The 19,291-nt window shown below is 59.2% G+C and carries 14 protein-coding genes, 1 tRNA gene and 1 rRNA gene; 6 read left to right on the top strand and 10 right to left on the bottom strand.

Annotation, left to right across the window (positions count from 1 at the left end; all coding sequences use genetic code 11):
• Positions 1–97: 97 nt before the first annotated feature.
• Complete coding sequence (locus ACTQ40_RS02750; protein WP_427719731.1) at positions 98–817, bottom strand: GntR family transcriptional regulator; 720 nt, start codon at positions 815–817, stop codon at positions 98–100.
• Positions 818–1,041: 224 nt separating this feature from the next.
• On the opposite strand from ACTQ40_RS02750, the gene ACTQ40_RS02745 reads away from it, so the two are divergent.
• The 4 genes from ACTQ40_RS02745 to ACTQ40_RS02730 all read left to right on the top strand — a co-directional run bounded on the left by ACTQ40_RS02745 (position 1,042) and on the right by ACTQ40_RS02730 (position 5,794).
• Positions 1,042–3,495, top strand: coding sequence for a PTS transporter subunit EIIC (locus ACTQ40_RS02745; RefSeq protein ID WP_441563294.1), 2,454 nt, complete (start codon positions 1,042–1,044; stop codon positions 3,493–3,495).
• 128 nt (positions 3,496–3,623) lie between these two features.
• Entirely contained in the window at positions 3,624–4,637 is a 1,014-nt protein-coding gene (locus ACTQ40_RS02740) for a polyprenyl synthetase family protein (protein WP_441563293.1), read from the top strand.
• A 138-nt stretch (positions 4,638–4,775) separates the two neighbouring features.
• Positions 4,776–5,681 carry a peptidoglycan-binding domain-containing protein gene (locus ACTQ40_RS02735; RefSeq protein WP_441563292.1) on the top strand — a complete coding sequence of 302 codons (906 nt, stop codon included), beginning with the start codon at positions 4,776–4,778 and terminating at the stop codon, positions 5,679–5,681.
• A 38-nt stretch (positions 5,682–5,719) separates the two neighbouring features.
• Positions 5,720–5,794: transfer RNA gene (locus ACTQ40_RS02730), tRNA-Gln, on the top strand.
• Positions 5,795–6,501: 707 nt separating this feature from the next.
• On the opposite strand, the gene ACTQ40_RS02725 is transcribed toward ACTQ40_RS02730, so the two are convergent.
• Positions 6,502–8,688: a hypothetical protein gene (locus ACTQ40_RS02725; protein WP_441563291.1), complete on the bottom strand. Its 2,187-nt coding sequence runs from the start codon at positions 8,686–8,688 to the stop codon at positions 6,502–6,504.
• Between the two features lie 184 nt (positions 8,689–8,872).
• A complete protein-coding gene (locus ACTQ40_RS02720; protein WP_427794386.1) occupies positions 8,873–10,762 on the bottom strand; it encodes a carbon starvation CstA family protein in 1,890 nt (629 codons plus the stop codon).
• Positions 10,763–11,214: 452 nt separating this feature from the next.
• Between ACTQ40_RS02720 and ACTQ40_RS02715 the strand changes: the two genes are divergently transcribed.
• Both ACTQ40_RS02715 and ACTQ40_RS02710 read left to right on the top strand, forming a co-directional pair.
• Positions 11,215–11,631, top strand: a complete 417-nt coding sequence (locus tag ACTQ40_RS02715; RefSeq protein ID WP_441563290.1) for a type II toxin-antitoxin system Phd/YefM family antitoxin — start codon at positions 11,215–11,217, stop codon at positions 11,629–11,631.
• Entirely contained in the window at positions 11,615–11,929 is a 315-nt protein-coding gene (locus tag ACTQ40_RS02710) for a type II toxin-antitoxin system RelE/ParE family toxin (protein WP_441064486.1), read from the top strand. The genes ACTQ40_RS02715 and ACTQ40_RS02710 overlap by 17 nt, the downstream gene beginning before the upstream one ends.
• A gap of 271 nt (positions 11,930–12,200) precedes the next feature.
• Here ACTQ40_RS02710 and tsaD read toward each other — a convergent pair whose 3' ends face one another.
• From tsaD to rrf, 7 genes are all read right to left on the bottom strand, one after another.
• Positions 12,201–14,585 carry a tRNA (adenosine(37)-N6)-threonylcarbamoyltransferase complex transferase subunit TsaD gene (gene tsaD, locus ACTQ40_RS02705; protein WP_441563289.1) on the bottom strand — a complete coding sequence of 795 codons (2,385 nt, stop codon included), beginning with the start codon at positions 14,583–14,585 and terminating at the stop codon, positions 12,201–12,203.
• Positions 14,572–15,078, bottom strand: coding sequence for a tRNA (adenosine(37)-N6)-threonylcarbamoyltransferase complex ATPase subunit type 1 TsaE (tsaE, locus tag ACTQ40_RS02700; protein ID WP_427748361.1), 507 nt, complete (start codon positions 15,076–15,078; stop codon positions 14,572–14,574). The genes tsaD and tsaE overlap by 14 nt, the downstream gene beginning before the upstream one ends.
• A gap of 12 nt (positions 15,079–15,090) precedes the next feature.
• A complete protein-coding gene (locus ACTQ40_RS02695; protein ID WP_441563288.1) occupies positions 15,091–15,711 on the bottom strand; it encodes a uracil-DNA glycosylase in 621 nt (206 codons plus the stop codon).
• Positions 15,712–15,719: 8 nt separating this feature from the next.
• Positions 15,720–16,865: an alanine racemase gene (alr, locus tag ACTQ40_RS02690; RefSeq protein WP_154515162.1), complete on the bottom strand. Its 1,146-nt coding sequence runs from the start codon at positions 16,863–16,865 to the stop codon at positions 15,720–15,722.
• Positions 16,866–16,867: 2 nt separating this feature from the next.
• Positions 16,868–18,484: an NAD(P)H-hydrate dehydratase gene (locus ACTQ40_RS02685; RefSeq protein ID WP_441554737.1), complete on the bottom strand. Its 1,617-nt coding sequence runs from the start codon at positions 18,482–18,484 to the stop codon at positions 16,868–16,870.
• Positions 18,485–19,024: a holo-ACP synthase gene (gene acpS / locus ACTQ40_RS02680; RefSeq protein WP_441563287.1), complete on the bottom strand. Its 540-nt coding sequence runs from the start codon at positions 19,022–19,024 to the stop codon at positions 18,485–18,487.
• 176 nt (positions 19,025–19,200) lie between these two features.
• Positions 19,201–19,291: ribosomal RNA gene (gene rrf / locus ACTQ40_RS02675) — 5S ribosomal RNA — on the bottom strand; the annotation flags it as partial.

Raw genomic sequence — 19,291 nt, 5'->3', positions numbered from 1 at the left:
AAATATTGTCTAAACAATTAAAGCGCCCAGTACGGCCGATATCCCATCGACCGCATGGGGCGCTTCATATCGAAACGCAAGCTTATGCGTCTGTTACCTATCGCTTGGAATTGATGCGGTAATGGAAGATCTCGGGGTGTGTGCGAGCATGCGTCACCTCGAACAAGATGCCGTCCGAAGTGTACGACTGACTCTCCATGACGGCGACGCAGTTGTATTTGCCGAGGTCAAGATAGCTGCAGTCTTCATCGTTGGCGAGCTCGACACTCACCGTACGGCGACTTGCCATCACTTTGATGCCGCGCTTGTGCTCCAGATAGTCGTAGATAGATTCTGCCGCGATCTCGGGGGTCAGACCCTTGGCGATCGACTCCAAAAAGTAGCCATGGTCCACTTGGCGCGCGCTGCCGTTGAGGCTTCGGACACGCACTACGCGAATCAGCTCCTCGCCCACCTTAAAGCCCAGGCGACGAGAGAGCTGCTCGGTGCAGACCAGATGTTCAAAGGACTTAACGTCCGTCGATGCAACGGCATTGTTGCGCTTTGCAAATTCGCCAAACGACTCGACTTCCTCGAGCGCGCCCAGCATGTCGGTTTCGCCCTTGAGCCAAATAACGCGTACGCCCTTGCCGTGTATGGGCTGCACAAACATCTCGTCGGCCAGCATGCTCAATGCGCGGCGGACGGTATTGCGCGTGCAGTCGAACTCTGCGGTCAGCTCGGCTTCGGTTGGCAGCATCTCCTGAAACGCATAGGTCCCGTTAATGATGCGCGAACGGATCTCGCGGTAGATTCCTTCGTAAATCGCTTTTGGCATGGCTTCACCTCTAATGAATATGTATGGCTAGGCACGATAGCATTTCTTGGGGTTGTTTAAACCGTCTATCGGCAAAGCACGGATTATTTACCGTCGACGGTTCCCCCGGCACCCAAATCGGACCGAATCAAAACCGTCAATGCGGCAAGCAGCCAGTCCTCTACAATGAGTTCATTGTTTAAACGTTCTTGCTCGCACAGCATGTTGCATCCGGAAGGCATATTATGCTGCAGAAAATCCAACGCTTTGGCGGGGCAATGTTCGCGCCCGCCATGCTGTTTTCCATATCGGGCCTTATGGTCGGCGTCTCCGCCCTCGCAACGTCTGCGGACATCGTCGGCGACCTCGCCGTATACGGAACCCCTTGGTATGTTTTTTGGGCTATCATCCAGCGCGGCTCGTGGACGGTCTTTAAACGCCTCCCACTGCTTTTTGCCGTAGCTCTGCCCATCGGCCTTGCCCAAAAGCAACCGGCGCGCTGCTGCTTCGAGGCACTCGTGGCCTATTTTGCCTATTGCTTCTTTTTGAGCGAGATCATTAAGCTGAGCGGCGACAACCTTGGACTTAAGTACCCGTCGTCTTTGACCTCCGCCAGCGGCATCACCGTCATCGACGGCATCAAGACGCTCGACACCGGCATTATCGGCCCGCTGGCGGTATCGGCCACCGTCGTCGCCATCCATGACCGCTTCTACGATGCCAAGGTTCCCGATTGGCTCGGTACTTTCTCGGGTTCCTCGTTGGTCTACCTCATTAGCTTTTTTGCCGTATTCGCCCTTGCCGCTATCTCGGCCGCCATCGTGCCCATCGTATACGCAATGACCGAAACACTGCGCCATGCACTTACGGGCGTCGGTCCCTTCGGCGTGGGCGCCTTCGTGTTTTTAGAGCGAGCACTCGAGCCCGTGGGGCTGCATCACCTGCTCTACATGCCAATCTACTACGACAATTTGGTTATTACCGATGGCATCTACGCCACGTGGACCAACTTGCTTCCCATCCTCTCGCACAGCACGCGCCCCCTCAACGAGCTAGCGCCCTGGGCTGGTTTCACCGCCACCGGTTGGGTCAAGCTCTTTGGTCTTCCCGCCATCGCCGGAGCGTTCTACACCACGGCCAAGCCCGAACGCCGTGCCAGCCTCAAGACCATCCTTCTGCCCGCCATCGTCGCCTCGATGGTCTGCGGCATCACCGAGCCGCTCGAGTTTCTCTTTATGTTCACCTATCCCGGACTCTTTTTGCTCTACGCCGTCCTATCCTCCTGCCTTGCCATGGCCATGAACTTCTTTGGCGTCGTCGGCATCTTCTCGGGTGGCCTTATGGAGATGGCTGCCTTCAACTTTATCCCGCTCATGCGGACGCATGCCGGCTCCTACCTTTTGGCACTCGGAATCGGACTCGTCTTTAGCGTCATCTTCTTTCTGAGCTTTCGAGGTCTTATCCTGACCTTTGACCTTAAAACCCCGGGACGCGAGAACTACATTGCCAGCAACACGGCGCTCTCGCGCTTGACGGGAAACGACGTTGACGAAAAGCGCTTATCAGAAGTCGGCGCTTCCGACTGCCAGGCATCACAAGATCGTCTGCTCGCCGAGCAGGTTGTGGCGCTTCTGGGCGGCGTCTCCAACATTGTGGGCGCAACCAACTGCGCCACGCGGCTGCGCGTCGAAGTCGCGGACCCTTCTATCGTCGCGGACAACGCAACCTTTGTCGCAGCGGGCGCCAAAGGCCTCATCGTCACCGGCAAGACCGCCCAGGTAATCATCGGCGTCTCGGTCCCCCGCGTCAAAGAGCACTTTGATCAGATTATGGGACTCGAACCGGGTTTTGCATTTGCCACCCCGCTTTCTCATGCCGCCGATGACGCCAAAAAGCATGGCAATATCTGCTTCTTCGACATCGACGGTACGCTTGCCTGGCAAGATCCCAAACTTGCCCAAGAGCTCCCCGAGGGCGAGCGAGACCTTTCCCCCTATCCCAACGAAACGGTTGCACAGGCAATTCGCACGTTTGTCGCCAACGGCAACAAAGCCTTTATCTGCACGGGGCGCACCCTCAGCTGCATCCATCCCAAGCTGCTCGAGCTGCCGTGGGCGGGCATCGTATGTCTCGCGGGCGGCTACGCCGAACTCGAGGGGCGCATCGTACGAAATGCGGCCATAAACCCCGGTCTGCTACAGCGCCTCGTCCCCTATCTCGAACAATCGGGTGAGGTCATTCGCTTTGAGGGCATCGATCGCGTCGTGCGCATGAGCGCAGATGCCCCCGAGACGTACGGATACGCGCGCACCGTGGGCGACGCCGTCACGCAACTCAAGCACTACAACGCTTATAAAATTCTTATGTCCACACCGCTCGCCAACCGCATCGCCCAAGATGAAGAGCTTGGGCCTCTGCTCTGCCTCAACGAGCTCGAACTCGAGGTCACGGAAATCTCGCCTCGCGAGTGCACCAAACGGGCCGGAATCAAGGCCGTGCTTGACGCCCTGGGGCCAGATCACGGCACTGTGTACGGCATCGGCGACGCAAGCAACGACATCGCCCTCATGGAGGCGGTCGATGTTGGCGTCGCCATGGGCAACGCGCCGGACTTCCTCAAGGAAAAGGCCGACTACGTCACCGACAGCTTCGACCACGACGGCGTCGTCACCGCGCTCGAGCACTTTGGACTTATCTAGCCGCGCCTCTTGCCGCATTTGCGACAACATGGCTCAATCGTCTTCAACCGCCGCGCTCGATGCCCTAATGTGGCAATATGTTGTCTGCATAACGCAACGATGCAACCTAAGAAAGAATGCGAGAACCCGTGTCCAGTCCGTTTACCAGCTTTTTAGCCCAGCATTTTGACCAGATTAACGACTATCTGGCCACGTTCTTTGACGGACAGGCGACCTCTGCCGATATCGAGCGCTACCTGTATGGCCCGCTCTCGGCATTTACGGCCAATGCCGGCAAGCGCCACCGCCCGCTCATCTGCATGCTCGCCGCCACCGCGGTAGGCGGCAGCTTTGAGAGCGCCCGAAGCGCGGCGGCGGCCATCGAGCACTTTCAGTCGGGAGCGCTTATCCATGACGACATCGCCGACAACGGCCAGCTGCGCCGCGGCAAGCCCTGTATGCACCTTACCGAGGGTACGGGACTTGCCATCAACTGCGGCGACCTAGCGCTCACCATGGTTACCAAGACGGTTCTCGACGACCCCACGCTCGAGGCAGACGTGAAGCTCCGCGTGCTCCACGAGCTCACCGAGATGATCGTTCGCACCATCGAGGGTCAGGCGCTCGACCTGGGCTGGGTCCGCGATGGGCGCTTTGACATCTCGGTCGACGATTATCTGGACATGGCGACGCACAAGACCGCGTACTACAGCGGAGCCACGCCACTTGCCGCCGGAGCCATTATCGGTGGCGGCAGCGAAGACCAGATTGAGGCGCTGCGTGCCTTTGGCCTGCACACGGGCCTTGCCTTTCAGATCCAAGATGATCTGCTCAACCTTATTGGCGCCAAGGAGGCCGCCAACAAGGACTTCCGCACCGATATCACAGAGGGCAAGCGCACGCTCGTCGCCGTGCATGCCCTGTCAGACGAGCGTTATCACGACGAAGTCGAGGCAATCCTTTCCTCGGGCACCGAGGACCCCGCGCAACTCGCACGCGCCGTGGAGATCTTCCAGCAGACCGGCTCTGTCGATTTCGCCCACACTTACGCACTCAACCTGACTGCCAAGGCCAAGGCCGCTATCGAAGGTGCCGAGCTCGACCCGCATGCACGCGAGCTGTTCGACTCCATGGCAGATTTCTTTGTGGAGCGCCTTAACTAGCGGGGGTTATAAAACCTGTCAGCAGCGCATTTGGGTACAACTTGCTACACTGTTGAGTGCATGTTTATGCAACCCTTTGCGTTGTCTATCCGACACACGCTTAAATAGTACGAATGGTACGCCGAAAGGGGCTCGTTCATGGAACCTATCACAACGGGCATGCAGGGAGCAGCCGTCGAGGACGTCCAGTCCCGCCTTCTGCAGCTCGGCTATACAATCGATGACGTCGAGGTCGCCGACAAGCGCTTTGGCACCACCACCGAGCAGGCTGTTGGCACCTTTAGGCTCGACAGCGGCCTTGCCGCTGGCTACGCCGTCGATATCCCCTGTTGGAGCGCCCTGGTAGACGCCTCGTATAAGCTGGGCGACCGCACGCTTTATCTGCGCATGCCCAATTTCCATGGTGCCGACGTTCGTGCCCTGCAGAGGGCACTCAACGTTTTGGGTTTTGCCTGCGGTGAGGACGACGGCTACTTTGGCCCGCACACCGAGGCGGCCTTGCAGCAGTTCCAAGAAAATGTCGGCCTGTTTGCCGACGGCATGGCATTCCAGGATACCTACGCCTATATCAACCGTCTGCATCACGTGTGGGAGGGCAAACCCTCGGTTACCGAGGCCGAGTCGCGCATCGGCTTTGCCCGCGCCGCCAACGTGCTCGAGCGCTTCCAGATTGCCGTCATCGGTGAGGACCCCATCGCACGCAGCGTTGCATCGCGCATGTGGAACATCGCCACGGCGACGACCGACAACAGCGGCATGATGCTTTGCGATTCCGAGGTTCCGACCGACGTGGACCTGGTACTCGAGATCGCAAGCGATGAGCTGCCCGCAGATGCAGCGCCGCGCGCCACGATCGCCCTTGCCGAATGTCACAACCTGGCGCAGCGCATCCGCACCGCTAATGTCGCCGCGCAGCAAAAGCCCGCGCGCATCCGCATTGAGCTCACGGGCATGACGCGCTACAACGGAACCTTCACCGCAAGCGATGCACAGACACTCGCTGTACGCCTGCTCGATGGCGTTTGCGATGCCCTCGCAGATTAGGTAAACTAGACGAGCTGCTTTTGGGCAGCACCACACATTGGGACGTAGTTCAACGGTAGAACTCCGGTTTTTGGTGCCGGCTGTTGGGGGTTCGAATCCCTCCGTCCCAGCCAAGGTAACTGAGCGCCCCGTGCTTTCATCAGCCCGGGGCGCTTTCTTGTGGGCATGCGGAGGGATTCGAACCCGCAAGGGTGCGGAGCTGAGGAAACGCGAAGCGTTTTCCAGCGCAGCACGCAAGGAGCGGAGCGACGCAGCGGGGCGCGGCCGCCGGCAGGCGGACGCGGAATCCCTCCGTCCCAGCCAAGGTAACTGAGCGCCCCGGGCTTTCATCAGCCCGGGGCGCTTTCTTGTGGGCATGCGGAGGGATTCGAACCCGCAAGGGTGCGGAGCTGAGGAAACGCGGAGCGTTTTCCAGCGCAGCACGCAAGGAGCGGAGCGACGCAGCGGGGCGCGGCCGCCGGCAGGCGGACGCGGAATCCCTCCGTCCCATATCAACAACGGGCTCTCCGTATCTCAACCGGCACTTGGGGACGTTCCCAAAGTGCCGGCACTAAAGGAACGTCCCCAAGTGCCGGCTCATCCACCCTCAAAAGACAGACACCCCAAGCCCGAAAGGACCAAGAGCGCCTTACATCAAGAAATATCAGCCCCGTTCCGAAAAGCGAGCCGCCATCTACAAAATGGCGCGTGGCCCCGGCGGGCCGGGCATTAAGTTTGTCGCGAGTTCCGCACGCAAAGAAGGCCACTTAATGTGGCCTTCGTCTTGCGCAGGACTGTAGAGCAGCAAACTTAATGCCCGGCCCGCCGGGGCCACGCGTCCCTAATTGTTCAGCATGCGGTCGAAGCTTCCCGAGTCGCCATCCCGATAGTCGGCGGTCATCAGAATCTCCTGCGGAATGCGACCGCCCTCGCGCAGCACATTGCGGAACTGCACGCGCGTGACCATAGGCAGATCCTTGATTGTCGCCGCCAAATTCTGCGGCACACCCTGATTAGCAGCCGCAGGCTCGCACTCGCCGCCAGCTTTCACGCGGCGCTTGTGCTCGGCGAGCATGGCACGATACATGCCGGCATGCAAGCGAATCTCAACCACATTGGCATTGCGGGCCTGCTCGACGATGCGCGCACCCTCTCGGTCGATATCGCCCACGTAGTAGACATAGTTAAAGCGATAGCCGATCTCGGCCAGATAATCATCCAGTGCGTGCGAGACGCTCGCCTTGCAGCCACCGCCAAAAATCACGCCACCCACCTTGGTGCCAAAAAGCTTAGCGTGCTTGCGGCCGCGTAGGAGCTTGACGATCTCGTCATAGGTGTCTAGGTTCTCGACCATAATGAACGGCTTGTCGGCGCCCAGCGTAAAGAAACCCGTAAAGTGCACGGGGCGGTTGGGGGCGACCTTAATCGCCTGCATGCTGATGCCCTTTTCGGTCATACGCCGAATCAAGCGCTCGCCGTGCTTGCCGTCAAAGGCCTTCTCATCGTTAAAAATCTGGTAGGCGCGCTGGCGACGCGAGGCAACCGGCGTATCGGCACCGCGGTTCTGCTCAATCCATGCCTGGATAATCGCAATCTCCTCCGCGATTTTGCGATTGGACATTTCGTTGTGCTGAGCGCGCTGCGGCGTCTTTTTACCGTCCTTGCCTTCAACCCTTACAATCTGGGTCTGCTGCTCCTTAATCTTGGAGAGCGCCGTAGGCGTGGGGACAACCTTGAGCAGCTGCCTGCCCAGCACGTGGGCCAAGGCAAATGCCGAAACCTCGCCGTGGACAGTCGGCTCAGACCGCTGGGCAGCATTATCGGCCGCGGCAGGCTCAGCCTGTGCACGGGGCTTACGCTTGGAATCTGCCCGGGTGTTGCGTTCCTGCTTGGGCGCGGACGAGTGCTTTTGCGGACGATCAGACTTAGTCTCCTTCGCCGGCTGGCGCTTGACCTGATCCTCCGGAGTCTCGACCTTCTCATCTCTGATTTGTGTCGTTGCCTTCTCGGCCGCGGCCTCGGCATTTGAGCCACGACCGCCGCGGTGACGACGACGGGGCTTGCTTGAGGCGCTCTCCCCCGCCTGCTTATCAGCGGACTGTTGAGCTTTGGCCTCGGTGTCAGTCGCAGGCTGCGACTCGGAAGGTTGCTGCTCGCGAGCCGCCGGCTCAACGGTTTTCTCGGTTTGTTCGGCCTTCTCGGCCTGAGCGGTCGAAGCCGGATTGCCCTTCTCCTGACGCTTTACGGGGTACGCGCGACCTGCAAAGCCGCGACCGGGACGACACGAACTCGGAGCCCTCTTGGCAGACTCCTCAGCATCGTCTGTAACCTCGGAAGGCTCTTCAACCTCATGCGCGACATCCTGCTGCGCAGCCTTAAAGTGAGCACCACGACGACGCTTGGGCTCTTGGGCCTCCACGGGCTTTTGCTCCTTCGCAGGCTTCTGCGACTCGGCAGCAACCTCGGTCTCAACAGTCTCGGTATCGAGCTCGTCCTTTTGAGCCACGGCGCGACGGAAGCGCTCCTGCTGGGCACGGCGCTGCGCATCGCGTTTACCGCCCCCGCCAAAACCGCCGCGGCCCGCCTTGGCCGTAAAGGCGCGAACGACGCTCTCGTCAAGCAGCTCATCGGTGTCGACGTTCTCGCGCGGAGCCGTTTCCACCGCAGCAGGCGCCTCGACAACGTCCTCGACGGCCTCTTCGGCAGCCTCGGCAGGCTGCTCCTGGACATCGCGAATCTCGGCATTAATGGTATAGAACGCTGGGCGCCCGTTAATGCCGCTGCCCTCGATCTTGGTAACGATCTTTGCCGCGATAAGCTCATCGCGCATCGCCTTGGTGTCACATTCCTTATCGACGGAACGGAAAATCTGTGCCAGCGCGCTCGACTTGATCTTGAGCGCCTTGCGGCAGAGCAGGTCGTAGGCAACCAGCTTGGCACGCTCGGCAGAAAGCGACGTCTGGCTGCTCAGACGCTCAGCCAGGGCATCGACGTTGTTTTGGTTATCGGAATATACCGTCTTGGCCACGGGGCCCCTTTCATATGTACACATATACGTCTATATGGTACAACGCACGCCCCTATCCACGCAAAACATCTGCGAGAACACCCGGGCACACTAGCTTTTGCAAGGAAAAAAAGGCCGAGCCCGCGCAGTTGCGGACCCGGCCTTTCCGAGTCATATAGATGTGACGTTCAATCCCTTAGGTCGATTAGGCCTTGGCGGCCTCGGCGCCTGCGGGAGCCTCGGCAGCAGCAGCGCGACCATACTCGGCCTTGCCCATCTCGGACCACTCGGGCTCCTCGTCGGGCATGGAACCGGCCTCCTTGCCGAAGAGTTCCTTGAGGCAGTTGACGGCAACGATGAGGCCCAGGACCATCAGCAGGACGGCAAAGACGAGCTGCAGGCCCTTGGTGGCGGCGACGGAGACTGCGGCCGTAGTGGCGGTAGCCGGGATGGTACCGAAGAAGCCGTAGGCCTGGACGGCGGTCATGCAGCCCATAGCACTCTGGACCAGCGAGGTGAAGGTGCAGCAGAGCAGGAAGGCGACGGGCACGTAGAGCATCCAGCCCTTGCGACCGGTGCACTTGCAGAACACGGCAAGGGTGATCATGGTCATACCGCCGAGCAGCTGGTTGGAAGCACCAAAGAGCGGCCAGATGTTGGCATAGCCGCCAAAGGCGAGGGCGAGGCCGGGGAGCAGAGTGACAACCGTGGCGAACCAGGGGTTGCCGAGGACCTTCATGTAACCGGCCTTGGACTCGATGGCCAGGGCGTCGTTGGTCTGGGCAAAGAACTCGGAGAACGAGGTGCGGGCGATGCGGGCGACGGCGTCGAGCGAGGTCAGGGCCAGAGCGGAGACGTTCATGGTCATAAAGACGGTAGCAAGCGTGCCGTCAACGCCGAAGGCCTGCATACCGCGAGAAATGCCAGCAGCGAAGATCTGGAACGGGGTGGAAGCGACGCCGGCGTTGAGGGCGCCGGTACCGGCAGTGTTCATGTCGGAGAACATGATGCCGGCGACGATGATGGCGAGGATGCCGACAAAGGACTCGACGATCATGGCGCCAAAACCAACCTTGACGGCGTCCTGCTCCTTCTCGACCTGCTTGGAAGAGGTGCCCGAAGAAACGAGGCTGTGGAAACCGGAGAGAGCGCCGCAGGCAACGGAGACAAACAGGACCGGGAACATCATGCCCGAGGCATTGCTAAAGCCGGTGAAAACCGGAGCGGTGATGGTGGCCTGGCCGTTAACGCCCAGGACGACGATGCCGAGGACAGCACAGACAATCATGACGATCATCATGATGGAAGTGAGGTAGTCGCGAGGGGTCTTGAGCATCTGGATGGGCATGGCACCGGCAAAGACCAGGTAGACCATGACGACGGCGAACCACTGGAACTTGTCCAGGTAAACCGGGAACTGCATACCGACGGCGAACATGAGGACCATGAGCACCACGCCGGTGACGAACTCGGCAGCGCCGGTGAGGTTGAACTTCTTCTGAGCCCAACCAAAGGCCATGGCGACGAAGGTGAACAGGATGGAGATGGTGCCAGCGCAGCCAGCGGCATAGGACTTGGTGAAGTCGATGGCACCGGTGGCAGCGCCAGAGGCGTCAACGACCGGGGTGAACATGAACGTCTTGCAGACCATGTCGGTAAAAGCGGCGATGACGATGATGCAGAACAGCCAGCAGAACAGCAGGAACAGGCGACGGCCGGTCTTGCCGATGTACTTCTCGATGAGCTGAGCCAAGGACTTGCCGTTGTTCTTCATCGAAGCGTACAGGGCGCCAAAGTCGTGAACGGCGCCAAAGAAGATGCCGCCGACGAGGACCCAGAGCACGACGGGCAGCCAGCCGAAGGCCATGGCGACGATCGTACCCGTAACAGGGCCAGCACCGCAGATCGAGCTGAACTGATGCGAGAACGCGGTGAAGGCGGAGACGGGCGAGAAGCTCTTGCCGTCCTTCATGCGCTTGGCAGGCGTGAGAGCCTCTTTATCAACGCCCCACTTGTTAGCCAGCCAGCGGCCGTAGCCCAGATAGCCGCAGGCGAGCACCGCCGCGGCCACAACCATGAGCAAAACTCCGTTCATTACATTTCCTCCTCAAAAAAGAACTTCCTAGACATAAAAAATGAGGGCCGTCGGTTGCGCTCGACGGCCCTCATCTTCATCAGCCGCCCGTTATCGTACGGGCTAGCTGTATGTGCTAACCCGCATCAGATAATTACTACGCTGATAATGTTTAGCTGATGCGTGAACATGTCTAAGAAATCCTCTTCAATCATGATGCGAACGATCCGTGCGCGTTCACATCCCCCAGTGGATGAAAAGGAGTATGAAACTTTAGTTGACTAAAGTCAACGCAAATATGTAATGAATTTTCAACTTTTTTTGAATTTCTCGGTATAAAACGTCACTGACCTCGGACTTTACCCCACGACAGTTTTTGCTTGAGAGATGCTCCTCGGGGGCGGGGCGGGCGCCTGCGCCATATATGAACTTTCCTGCTCGGACAGTCCTGCTCACGACGGAGGCCACATTAAGTGGCCTCCTGTTCGTGCGGAACTCACGATAAAGTTCATATATGGCGGCAGGCGCCCGCCCCGCCCCCGAGGAGTTCCCATCCCAAATCTCAACTCTGTTATCATAATTACGATAATATTCTGATAGCTCAGGAGGTAGCTGTGAATATTAGGCCGGTCTCAGATCTTAGAAATCACTACCCGGATGTTGAACGCGAAGTCGAACAGGAGGGTCCGGTTTTTCTAACTAAAAACGGGCGGGGCTCTATGGTCGTCATGAGCTTTGAGCAGTACAAGTCGCTGAGCAATACAATCGAGAGCGCACTTGATGCCGCTGATCGTCAGGCTGCCAGCATGCAACTTCGCTATACACACGACGATGTCTTTGGCTCTGTCAGAAAAATGCTCGACGGCGGTCTCGATGAACAGGCACTATAAGCTCCGCTATCTTCCCCTATTTTGGGAGGACCTCAGCCAAGCAGCGTCATATATCGCCTTTGATCTCAATAACCCCGCTGCAGCAAATAGGCTTGTCGACAATGTTGAAGCAGGCATACTCGAGCATCTCAAGAATCCAACCATGTCACCAACATACCCTTCGACAAGAAGACGGTCGCACCCGTATTACCGCTTCTACGTTGGCAACTACATGGTTTTTTATGTCGTCATCGACGACGTCATGGAAGTCCGCCGACTGCTATATAAAAGCCGAGATATTGAGTCGATTATCAGGTAGGTTTCTTTCAGCTAAAGCACGCCGTAAATTCGACGCAGGCTGGCTAACCTTGCCGGACGTTGTCGACGCCGATCCAGCTCAGTAGCTGCATCGATACAGAAAGGTTCCCGACGCTGCCCGGGCGCCAGCGGCCGCATATGAACTTTATCGCGAGTTCCGCACGAACAGGAGGCCACTTAATGTGGCCTCCGTCGTGAGCAGGACTGTAGAGCAGGAAAGTTCATATGCGGCCGCTGGCGCCCGGGCAGCGTCGGAGACCGCACCCATACGACTACAGCGTCATGTTTGGATCGGCGTCGACGTCGAACGGCGAGATTTCACCTCGGTCGAATTTGCGGCGAGCGACCTCCGCAATCATGGCGGCGTTGTCAGTACAGGCCGAGAGAGGCGGCACCGTTACGCGAATCCCCTGACGCCCGAGTTTCTTAATCATCATCTCGCGCAGATGCGGGTTGGCCGAGACGCCGCCGCCGATGCAATACTCCTTGCACCCGGTGGCGTGCAAGGCGTTCTTGGCCTTCTTGTACTGCACGTCAAAGACCGCCGCCTCAAACGAGGCTGCAAGGTCGGGCAGGTGAATCGTTCGGCCGGCTTTGGTCTCCTGCTCGATGTATAACGTCACAGCGGTTTTGAGGCCCGAAAGCGAGAAGCGGTAGTCTCCCCTGCTGTTAAGCGCACGGGGAAAATCGATCGCGCGGGGATTGCCCGTCTCGGCAAGCTTGGAGATGATGGGGCCGCCGGGATAGCCCAGGCCCAGCGCCTTGGCAACCTTGTCGAAGGCTTCGCCCACGGCGTCGTCCAGCGTCTCGCCAAGCACCTCGTAGTCGCCCCATGCCTTTACGTGCACGAGCATGGTGTGCCCACCCGAGACAAGCGTAAAGATAAACGGCGGCTTAAGGTCGGGCTGCGCCAGCAGGTTGGCGAACAGGTGACCCTCCAGATGATTGACGCACACGAGCGGTTTACCGGCAGCATACGCAAAGCCCTTGGCAAAGGCGACGCCCACCACCAGGGCACCCACCAGGCCTGGGCCTTGCGTCACACCCACGGCGGCAAGCTCACTTGGCGCAATCGCTCCACCCTCAAGGCCAAGCGATACCGCGGCATCTTCAAGCGCCGCATCTACGACACTCACAATCACCTCGACATGCTTGCGCGAGGCGATCTCGGGCACCACGCCGCCAAAGCGAGCATGAAAATCAATCTGCGTCGACACCTGGTTGGCCAGCATATTGCCGTCCGCATCGATAATCGCAACAGCCGTCTCGTCGCAAGAGCTCTCGATGGCAAGAACTAGGCGACGGCGCTCGATTTCGGCACGCTCCTCGGCGGTGCGCTCGGGCTCAGGCAGCGGCCAGACGCGCTGCTCGGCAGCCGTTGGCTCGGGCGAGGCATTGTCGAGAGGAAGCACCAGGGGCAGCGACGCCGTCATGACGATGGCATCCTTGCCGACGCCGTAGTAGCCACGGCGACGACCCGCCTCGGTAAAGCCCAAGGCGCTATAGAGCGCAATCGCACCCTCGTTGCCGTCCTCAACCTCAAGCGAAGCAGTGGTGCAGCCGAGCATCTGGGCGTCATAGCTCACGTGCGACAGCAGCTTGCGGGCAATGCCCTCGCGACGATGAGCAGGATCAACCGCGACGTCCATAATCTGAACGTCACCGTCGACGACCATGCCGCCGGCAAGTCCCAGCAGCTGACCGTCGTCGTGCGCCACCCACCAGCTACGCGGAGCGGCAACGCCCTCGCCCCGCTCGGACAGGAACATGCCCGGCGTCCACGCCTCGTGTCCGGCGCCTTCAAAGCAGGCGGCCTCCAATGCGCTCGCGCCCTCGGCATCCGCCGCGCCCATGGGACGGAACTGCAGATGGCGGCCGGCGAGCTCGTCGGCAACACCCGTAATCTCGCTCTGGGCGCTCTCGGCAAGCCCAAGGCGCTTACGCTCATTTTCCTCGGCATCCGAAAGACGCGTGTAGATCGGCAAAACGCGAGCCGGATTACCGTCGCCCGCGGCGTGCGCCATCAGAAGGCCTTCGCCCGAGGGCCACCACAGGTCTCGCTCCACGCAGCGCGCAGTCTCATCCTCACTCAGCAGCTTGCCATAACGTACGAGACCGTCACCAGTCAGCTTAACCTGGCCCCAGTCCGCGGCCTGGCGCCACTCATCAAGCGCCACGGCGGCTTTGACCACGTGTTCGCGCTCAAACAGACGCTCGGGACCTTCGTCCCCCAGCACGTACAGAGCCGGATACACCTCGCCACGCATGGCGTCGGCAAGAACACCAAGCTTGCCGCGCACGCCAGCCTTCCACGCCGTCCAGGCGCAAGCGTCAAGTGTCGACACGCCCAGCAACGGCACGTTGGCACCGCGCGCCAGACCCTTGGCGGTCGAGATGCCAATGCGAACGCCCGTAAACGAACCCGGGCCGCGTCCAACCACATAACAGCCGACATCGCCGCGATTCAGCCCGGCCTGCGCCAACACGCCATCGACGGTATTCACAAGTTCCACGTTGGCATGGCGACGACACAGATGGTCCCCGCTCACCAGCTTCGCCTCGCCCGTCTGTTCATCAATCCAGCTTGCCGCGCAGGCAAGCATGTCGGTCGAAGTATCGAGCGCCACTACCAGCGCGTTGTCGTTATGCAAGCTCATCTTGTACAGCCTTATCAATCAAATCGAAAAGCTCCGTCGCGCGCTCGCCGTGCGCCTCGAGCGCGATCGTTCGCACGTCGCTATCGTCCTCATCGCGCCTAAGCGTCACCGAGAGATACTCATCCGTCAGCTCGTCCTGAAACTGCTCGCCCCATTCCAACAGGCAAGCGCCCTCATAGCCGAGCACGTCAAAAATGCCCGTATCCTCGAGCTCGTAGGCATGCTCCAAGCGGTACAGATCAAAATGGAACAGCGGAATACGCCCCTGGTCGTGAACGGCCATGAGCGCGAACGTAGGACTCGTGACCATATGCCCGTCGCCCAAGCCGCGCGAGACGCCCTTGGTAAAGTGGGTCTTTCCCACGCCCAAGCCGCCGGTCAGTATCAGCACATCGCCATTTTCTAGACACGGTGCAACCAACTCGCCAAATTGCTCAGTATCGGCAGTACGAGCCGTTTTGTAGGTACCTAGCCCCAGGCGCTCCAGGGACATATACGCTCCTTATTATTCCGAGGCGCCCTCTGGCGCGGGATGTCGCACCAGATAGTCGCCCAGCATCTTAAAGTCTTCCTCCAGCAACTCCTGCCACGCCGGATTGCGCAGCGCCGCCGCGGGATGAAACGTCGGCATCACCACAAAGTGCCCCATCTGATGGAACCTGCCGCGCAGCTTGGTAATGCCAATCTCGGTCTTGAGCACAAAGTGCGTTGCGGGATTGCCGAGCGTCACGATGATATCGGGCCAGATGCTTCGAATCTGCTCGCGCAAAAACGGTGAGCAAGCAAGCACTTCCTCGGGACGCGGATTGCGGTTTCCCGGCGGGCGACATTTAAGCACATTGGCGATATAGACATCTTCACGCTTAAGACCCGCCAGGGACAGAATGCCGTTGAGGTCTTCACCCGCCGCCCCCACAAAGGGCTCGCCCTGTAAATCCTCGTTACGGCCCGGCGCTTCACCAATAAACATCACGCGAGCGCGGGGGTTTCCCACCCCAAACACGATATTGTGGCGCGACTGGTAAAGCTGGCAAAGGCGGCAATCACCCAGGACGGCCTCGATCTCCTCGAGTGCAACTTCGCGCGGCGCCTGATGGCTATGGACGGGGATGTGCATAACGCCCATAGCGGCTCCTACACGTAGACCTTGTCGAGACGCATGCCAAAGCCGCAGGCGACCTCGTAGTTGATCGTGCCGCGCAGGCGCGCCATCTCATCCATGGTAATCTCGGCATCGCCATCGCGACCGATAATTATCATCTCGTCGCCATGTTCGGCCTCGGGAATCTCGTGAGCCGGGTTGGACTGAATGGCAACCATAAACTGATCCATGCAGATATTTCCGACCTGACGCACGCGCTCACCGCGATACAGCACGTCCATACGATTGGAAAGCGTGCGCGAAAGGCCGTCGGCATATCCGATCGGCAGCGTGCAGATCTGAACGCGTGTGCGCGGTACGCGGTAGGTAAAACCGTAGCCTACGCCCTCGCCCATCGCAGGATGCGCCACGCGCGTCACGCGCGCATGAACGCTCATAACGGGATCAAGCTGCATCACGCGGCCGCTCAGCTCGCACGGCTGCATGCCATACAAGCCAACGCCAGCGCGAATCATATCAAAATGCATCGAGGGATCGAGCATCGAGGACGGCGTGTTGGCACAGTGCACGATACCGCACTCAAAACCCGCATCCTTAATGGCCTGAACGGCCTCGGTAAAGCGCTGGCACTGCAGCTTGTAGTCCCAACCCGATGGTTCGTCGGCCGTGGCAAAGTGCGTAAATACGCCGTCGCACTGAATACCGCGATGGAAATTAATACCGCGGACAAAGTCGAGCACCTGCGTGTAGTGAACGCCGATGCGGTTCATACCCGTCTCGATGGCAAGATGATACTTGCCCACCTTGCCCGCCGCGACGGCACATTCGCCATACGCAAGAGCAAAATCGGACGTATAGACCGAGGGCATGATATCGAACTCGAGCAATGAAGGAATAGCCTCGATGGGAGGCTCGCTTAGAATCAGGATGGGTTTGGTGATTCCGCCCTGGCGCAACTCAATACCCTCGCTGACCGTCGCCACGGCAAACATGTCGGCACCGGCCGAATACATGATCTTGGCGCACTCGACGGCTCCATGACCATAAGCATCGGCTTTAACCACGCAGCACAGGCGCTGACGCGGATCTAGCAAGTTCTTATAGGCCCTCGTATTGCGGCGGAGCGCCCCGCGGTCGATCTCGACCCAGGACCAACGCGTCAAATCGGCTTTATTCATGATTAGTCATCCGACCCTTCGTCCATGATTCCCAGATCATCGAGCGCATCCTTTGCCGCCAATTCCATGGCGGGACCGATCAAGTCGATAAGATCGGTCGCGATAACGCTCTTCTCGCCATACTCCGTCGCCGCAGCAAAGCCGGCATAGCTGTGGAGTGCGACGGCATACGAGTACAGCAGCTCCCAACGGTCCATATCGTCACGCATGGTCGCAAGCGTTCCTGCAAGGATACCTGCGAGGACATCACCCGAGCCAGCGGTCGCCAACGACGCTGGGCCCGAAAGCGGCAGCAGCACGCGCTCGACGCCGCAAATGGCCGTCGTCGGGCCCTTAGCGATAACAACGAGATTATCGGAACCGGCAGCCCAGACAATCTTTTGAGCAGCGGCAATCGCAGTGCCAAGATCATTGACCTCGTCGCCGGCAACGAGACGCGAAAGCTCGCGATAATGCGGCGTCATAACGAGCGGCTGCTCGCGACGGTACATCTCGGGATTACTGTCGATGCCGTCGATTGCAATCTTGGCAAGGCAGTTGAGCGCATCTGCATCTAGGATAAGCGGCACATCGAGCTCAAGCAGGCCCGAAACGACTTGCATCGATCCGGCAGACGTCGTCATGCCAGGCCCGCACACAACGCAGCTGTACTTCTTAGCAATCTCGCACACTGTCATACGCGCAGCGGCACCAAAAGATCCACGGGAATCAGACGGAATGGCGAAAACGGGAATCGACGGGAGCGCCATACGAATAAGGTTGGCGCACGCATCGGGCGTCGCAACGGCCACATAACCGGCACCAGCACGAGCGGCAGACTTTGCGGCCATGATGGCGGCACCAGGATATTGTGCCGACCCGGCAACGATGAGCGCGGAGCCGCGCGAATACTTATCGATATTCGTGGGCAGCGGGGCAAAGTAGTCCACCAGATCACCGGGCTCAACGATCTCGGCAGCATGATCGACATCATCGATGACTTCGTCGAGGCGGTCGTACAGACCGCCACACACCAGGTCGCCAGCATACTCCGGACCGTCAGCGCTGTAGAGGCCGATCTTAGGGGCAATCATCGTCACGGTACGCTCGGCACGGATGCAGTCGTCATCCACAACGCCCGTCTCGGCATTCAGGCCCGAGGGAACATCGATAGAAACAACGTGATCGGCGCACTCGTTAACCGTAGGAATCCAAATAGAAAACGGCGCACGAAGGTTGCCGTGAAAACCGGTACCAAAAATAGCATCGACCACGACATCCGCTTTGTTAATGAGAACCTCTAGCTCGTCTCGCGAAGGCCCAACGCACACATGAACGTCGCGACCGGCGGTGCGACGGGCAACGTGACGAGCAAGGGCAGCAGGAATCTCATCCGGCTCAACTGGAGAAACGATATCAACATCAACGCCCTTATGGGTCAGGATATCCGCAGCGACCCAACCGTCACCGCCATTGTTGCCAAAGCCGACCAGCACAAGAACGCGATCAGGGTTGAGCTTTAAAATTTCGTTGGCGGCAAATTCACCTGCCAACTCCATGAGCTCGGCCTTCGAGGTGCCCTCGCGCTCGATGATATCCTCGAGGCGAACGACTTCCTCGGTACTCAAAACCGGTTTCATCTATGCTCCTTGCGTATCTTGCGGATTATCAATCAAATGCTCCGACAAAGCAGATTGTTGCAGCTGTTCAAGCTCATCCAATACAGAACGAACCTCTTTAAATGTCTGGGCAACGCGCTCCTTGGTGCTCATTTTTTCTTCCTTAGGCTTAGGTCGAGCATCCTCGGTGATCGCAATGGCATTAGCGACAGCCAAGTCACCCGTAAGGGTAATAGAAAGAGCAACCTCGACAACACCCAAATCCTGGGCGATTTCGAGAGCGCGACCAGAAAGCAGAGCCTTTGGCTTGCCGAGCCTATCGCGTGTTACGGAAACGTCCTTACGTCCAACGCCCTGACTAAACCCCGTTCCAAGTGCCTTAAGTACCGCTTCGCGAGAGGCAAAGCGGCTGGCATAATGAGCGGCAGGGCGAGACGACGCATCGCAATACGCACGCTCTTCATCGGTAAACACGCGCCGGGCAAACGACGGCGTCTTCTCAAGGATTGATTTCATTTGGGAAATCTCGACGATATCAACGCCGATACCAGCTTCAGCCATGTTCACCTCCATGCTACACAGACTACGATATTGTAGCCCGTTCAAAGAAGATGCGACAAACGAGGGTTATAAAACACAGCTACTATGTGAGACAAATTGCCTGAGAAACGAAAAAAGGGGGAGGCCGCGAGGCCTCCCCCTTCTCAGTCCAATCGCACGGCTCGGTGCCGTCCACCGGTCAGCGGCGCCCTGGCCTCCCACGGGCTGGCCCCGCAGTACTCTCGGCGCGATGGGGCTTAGCTTCCGGGTTCGGAACGGGACCGGGCG

The organism is Collinsella sp. Sow4_D11 (assembly GCF_052116465.1).
Classification (GTDB): Bacteria; Actinomycetota; Coriobacteriia; order Coriobacteriales; family Coriobacteriaceae; genus Collinsella.
This window is presented reverse-complemented; position numbering and strand designations above follow the sequence as displayed.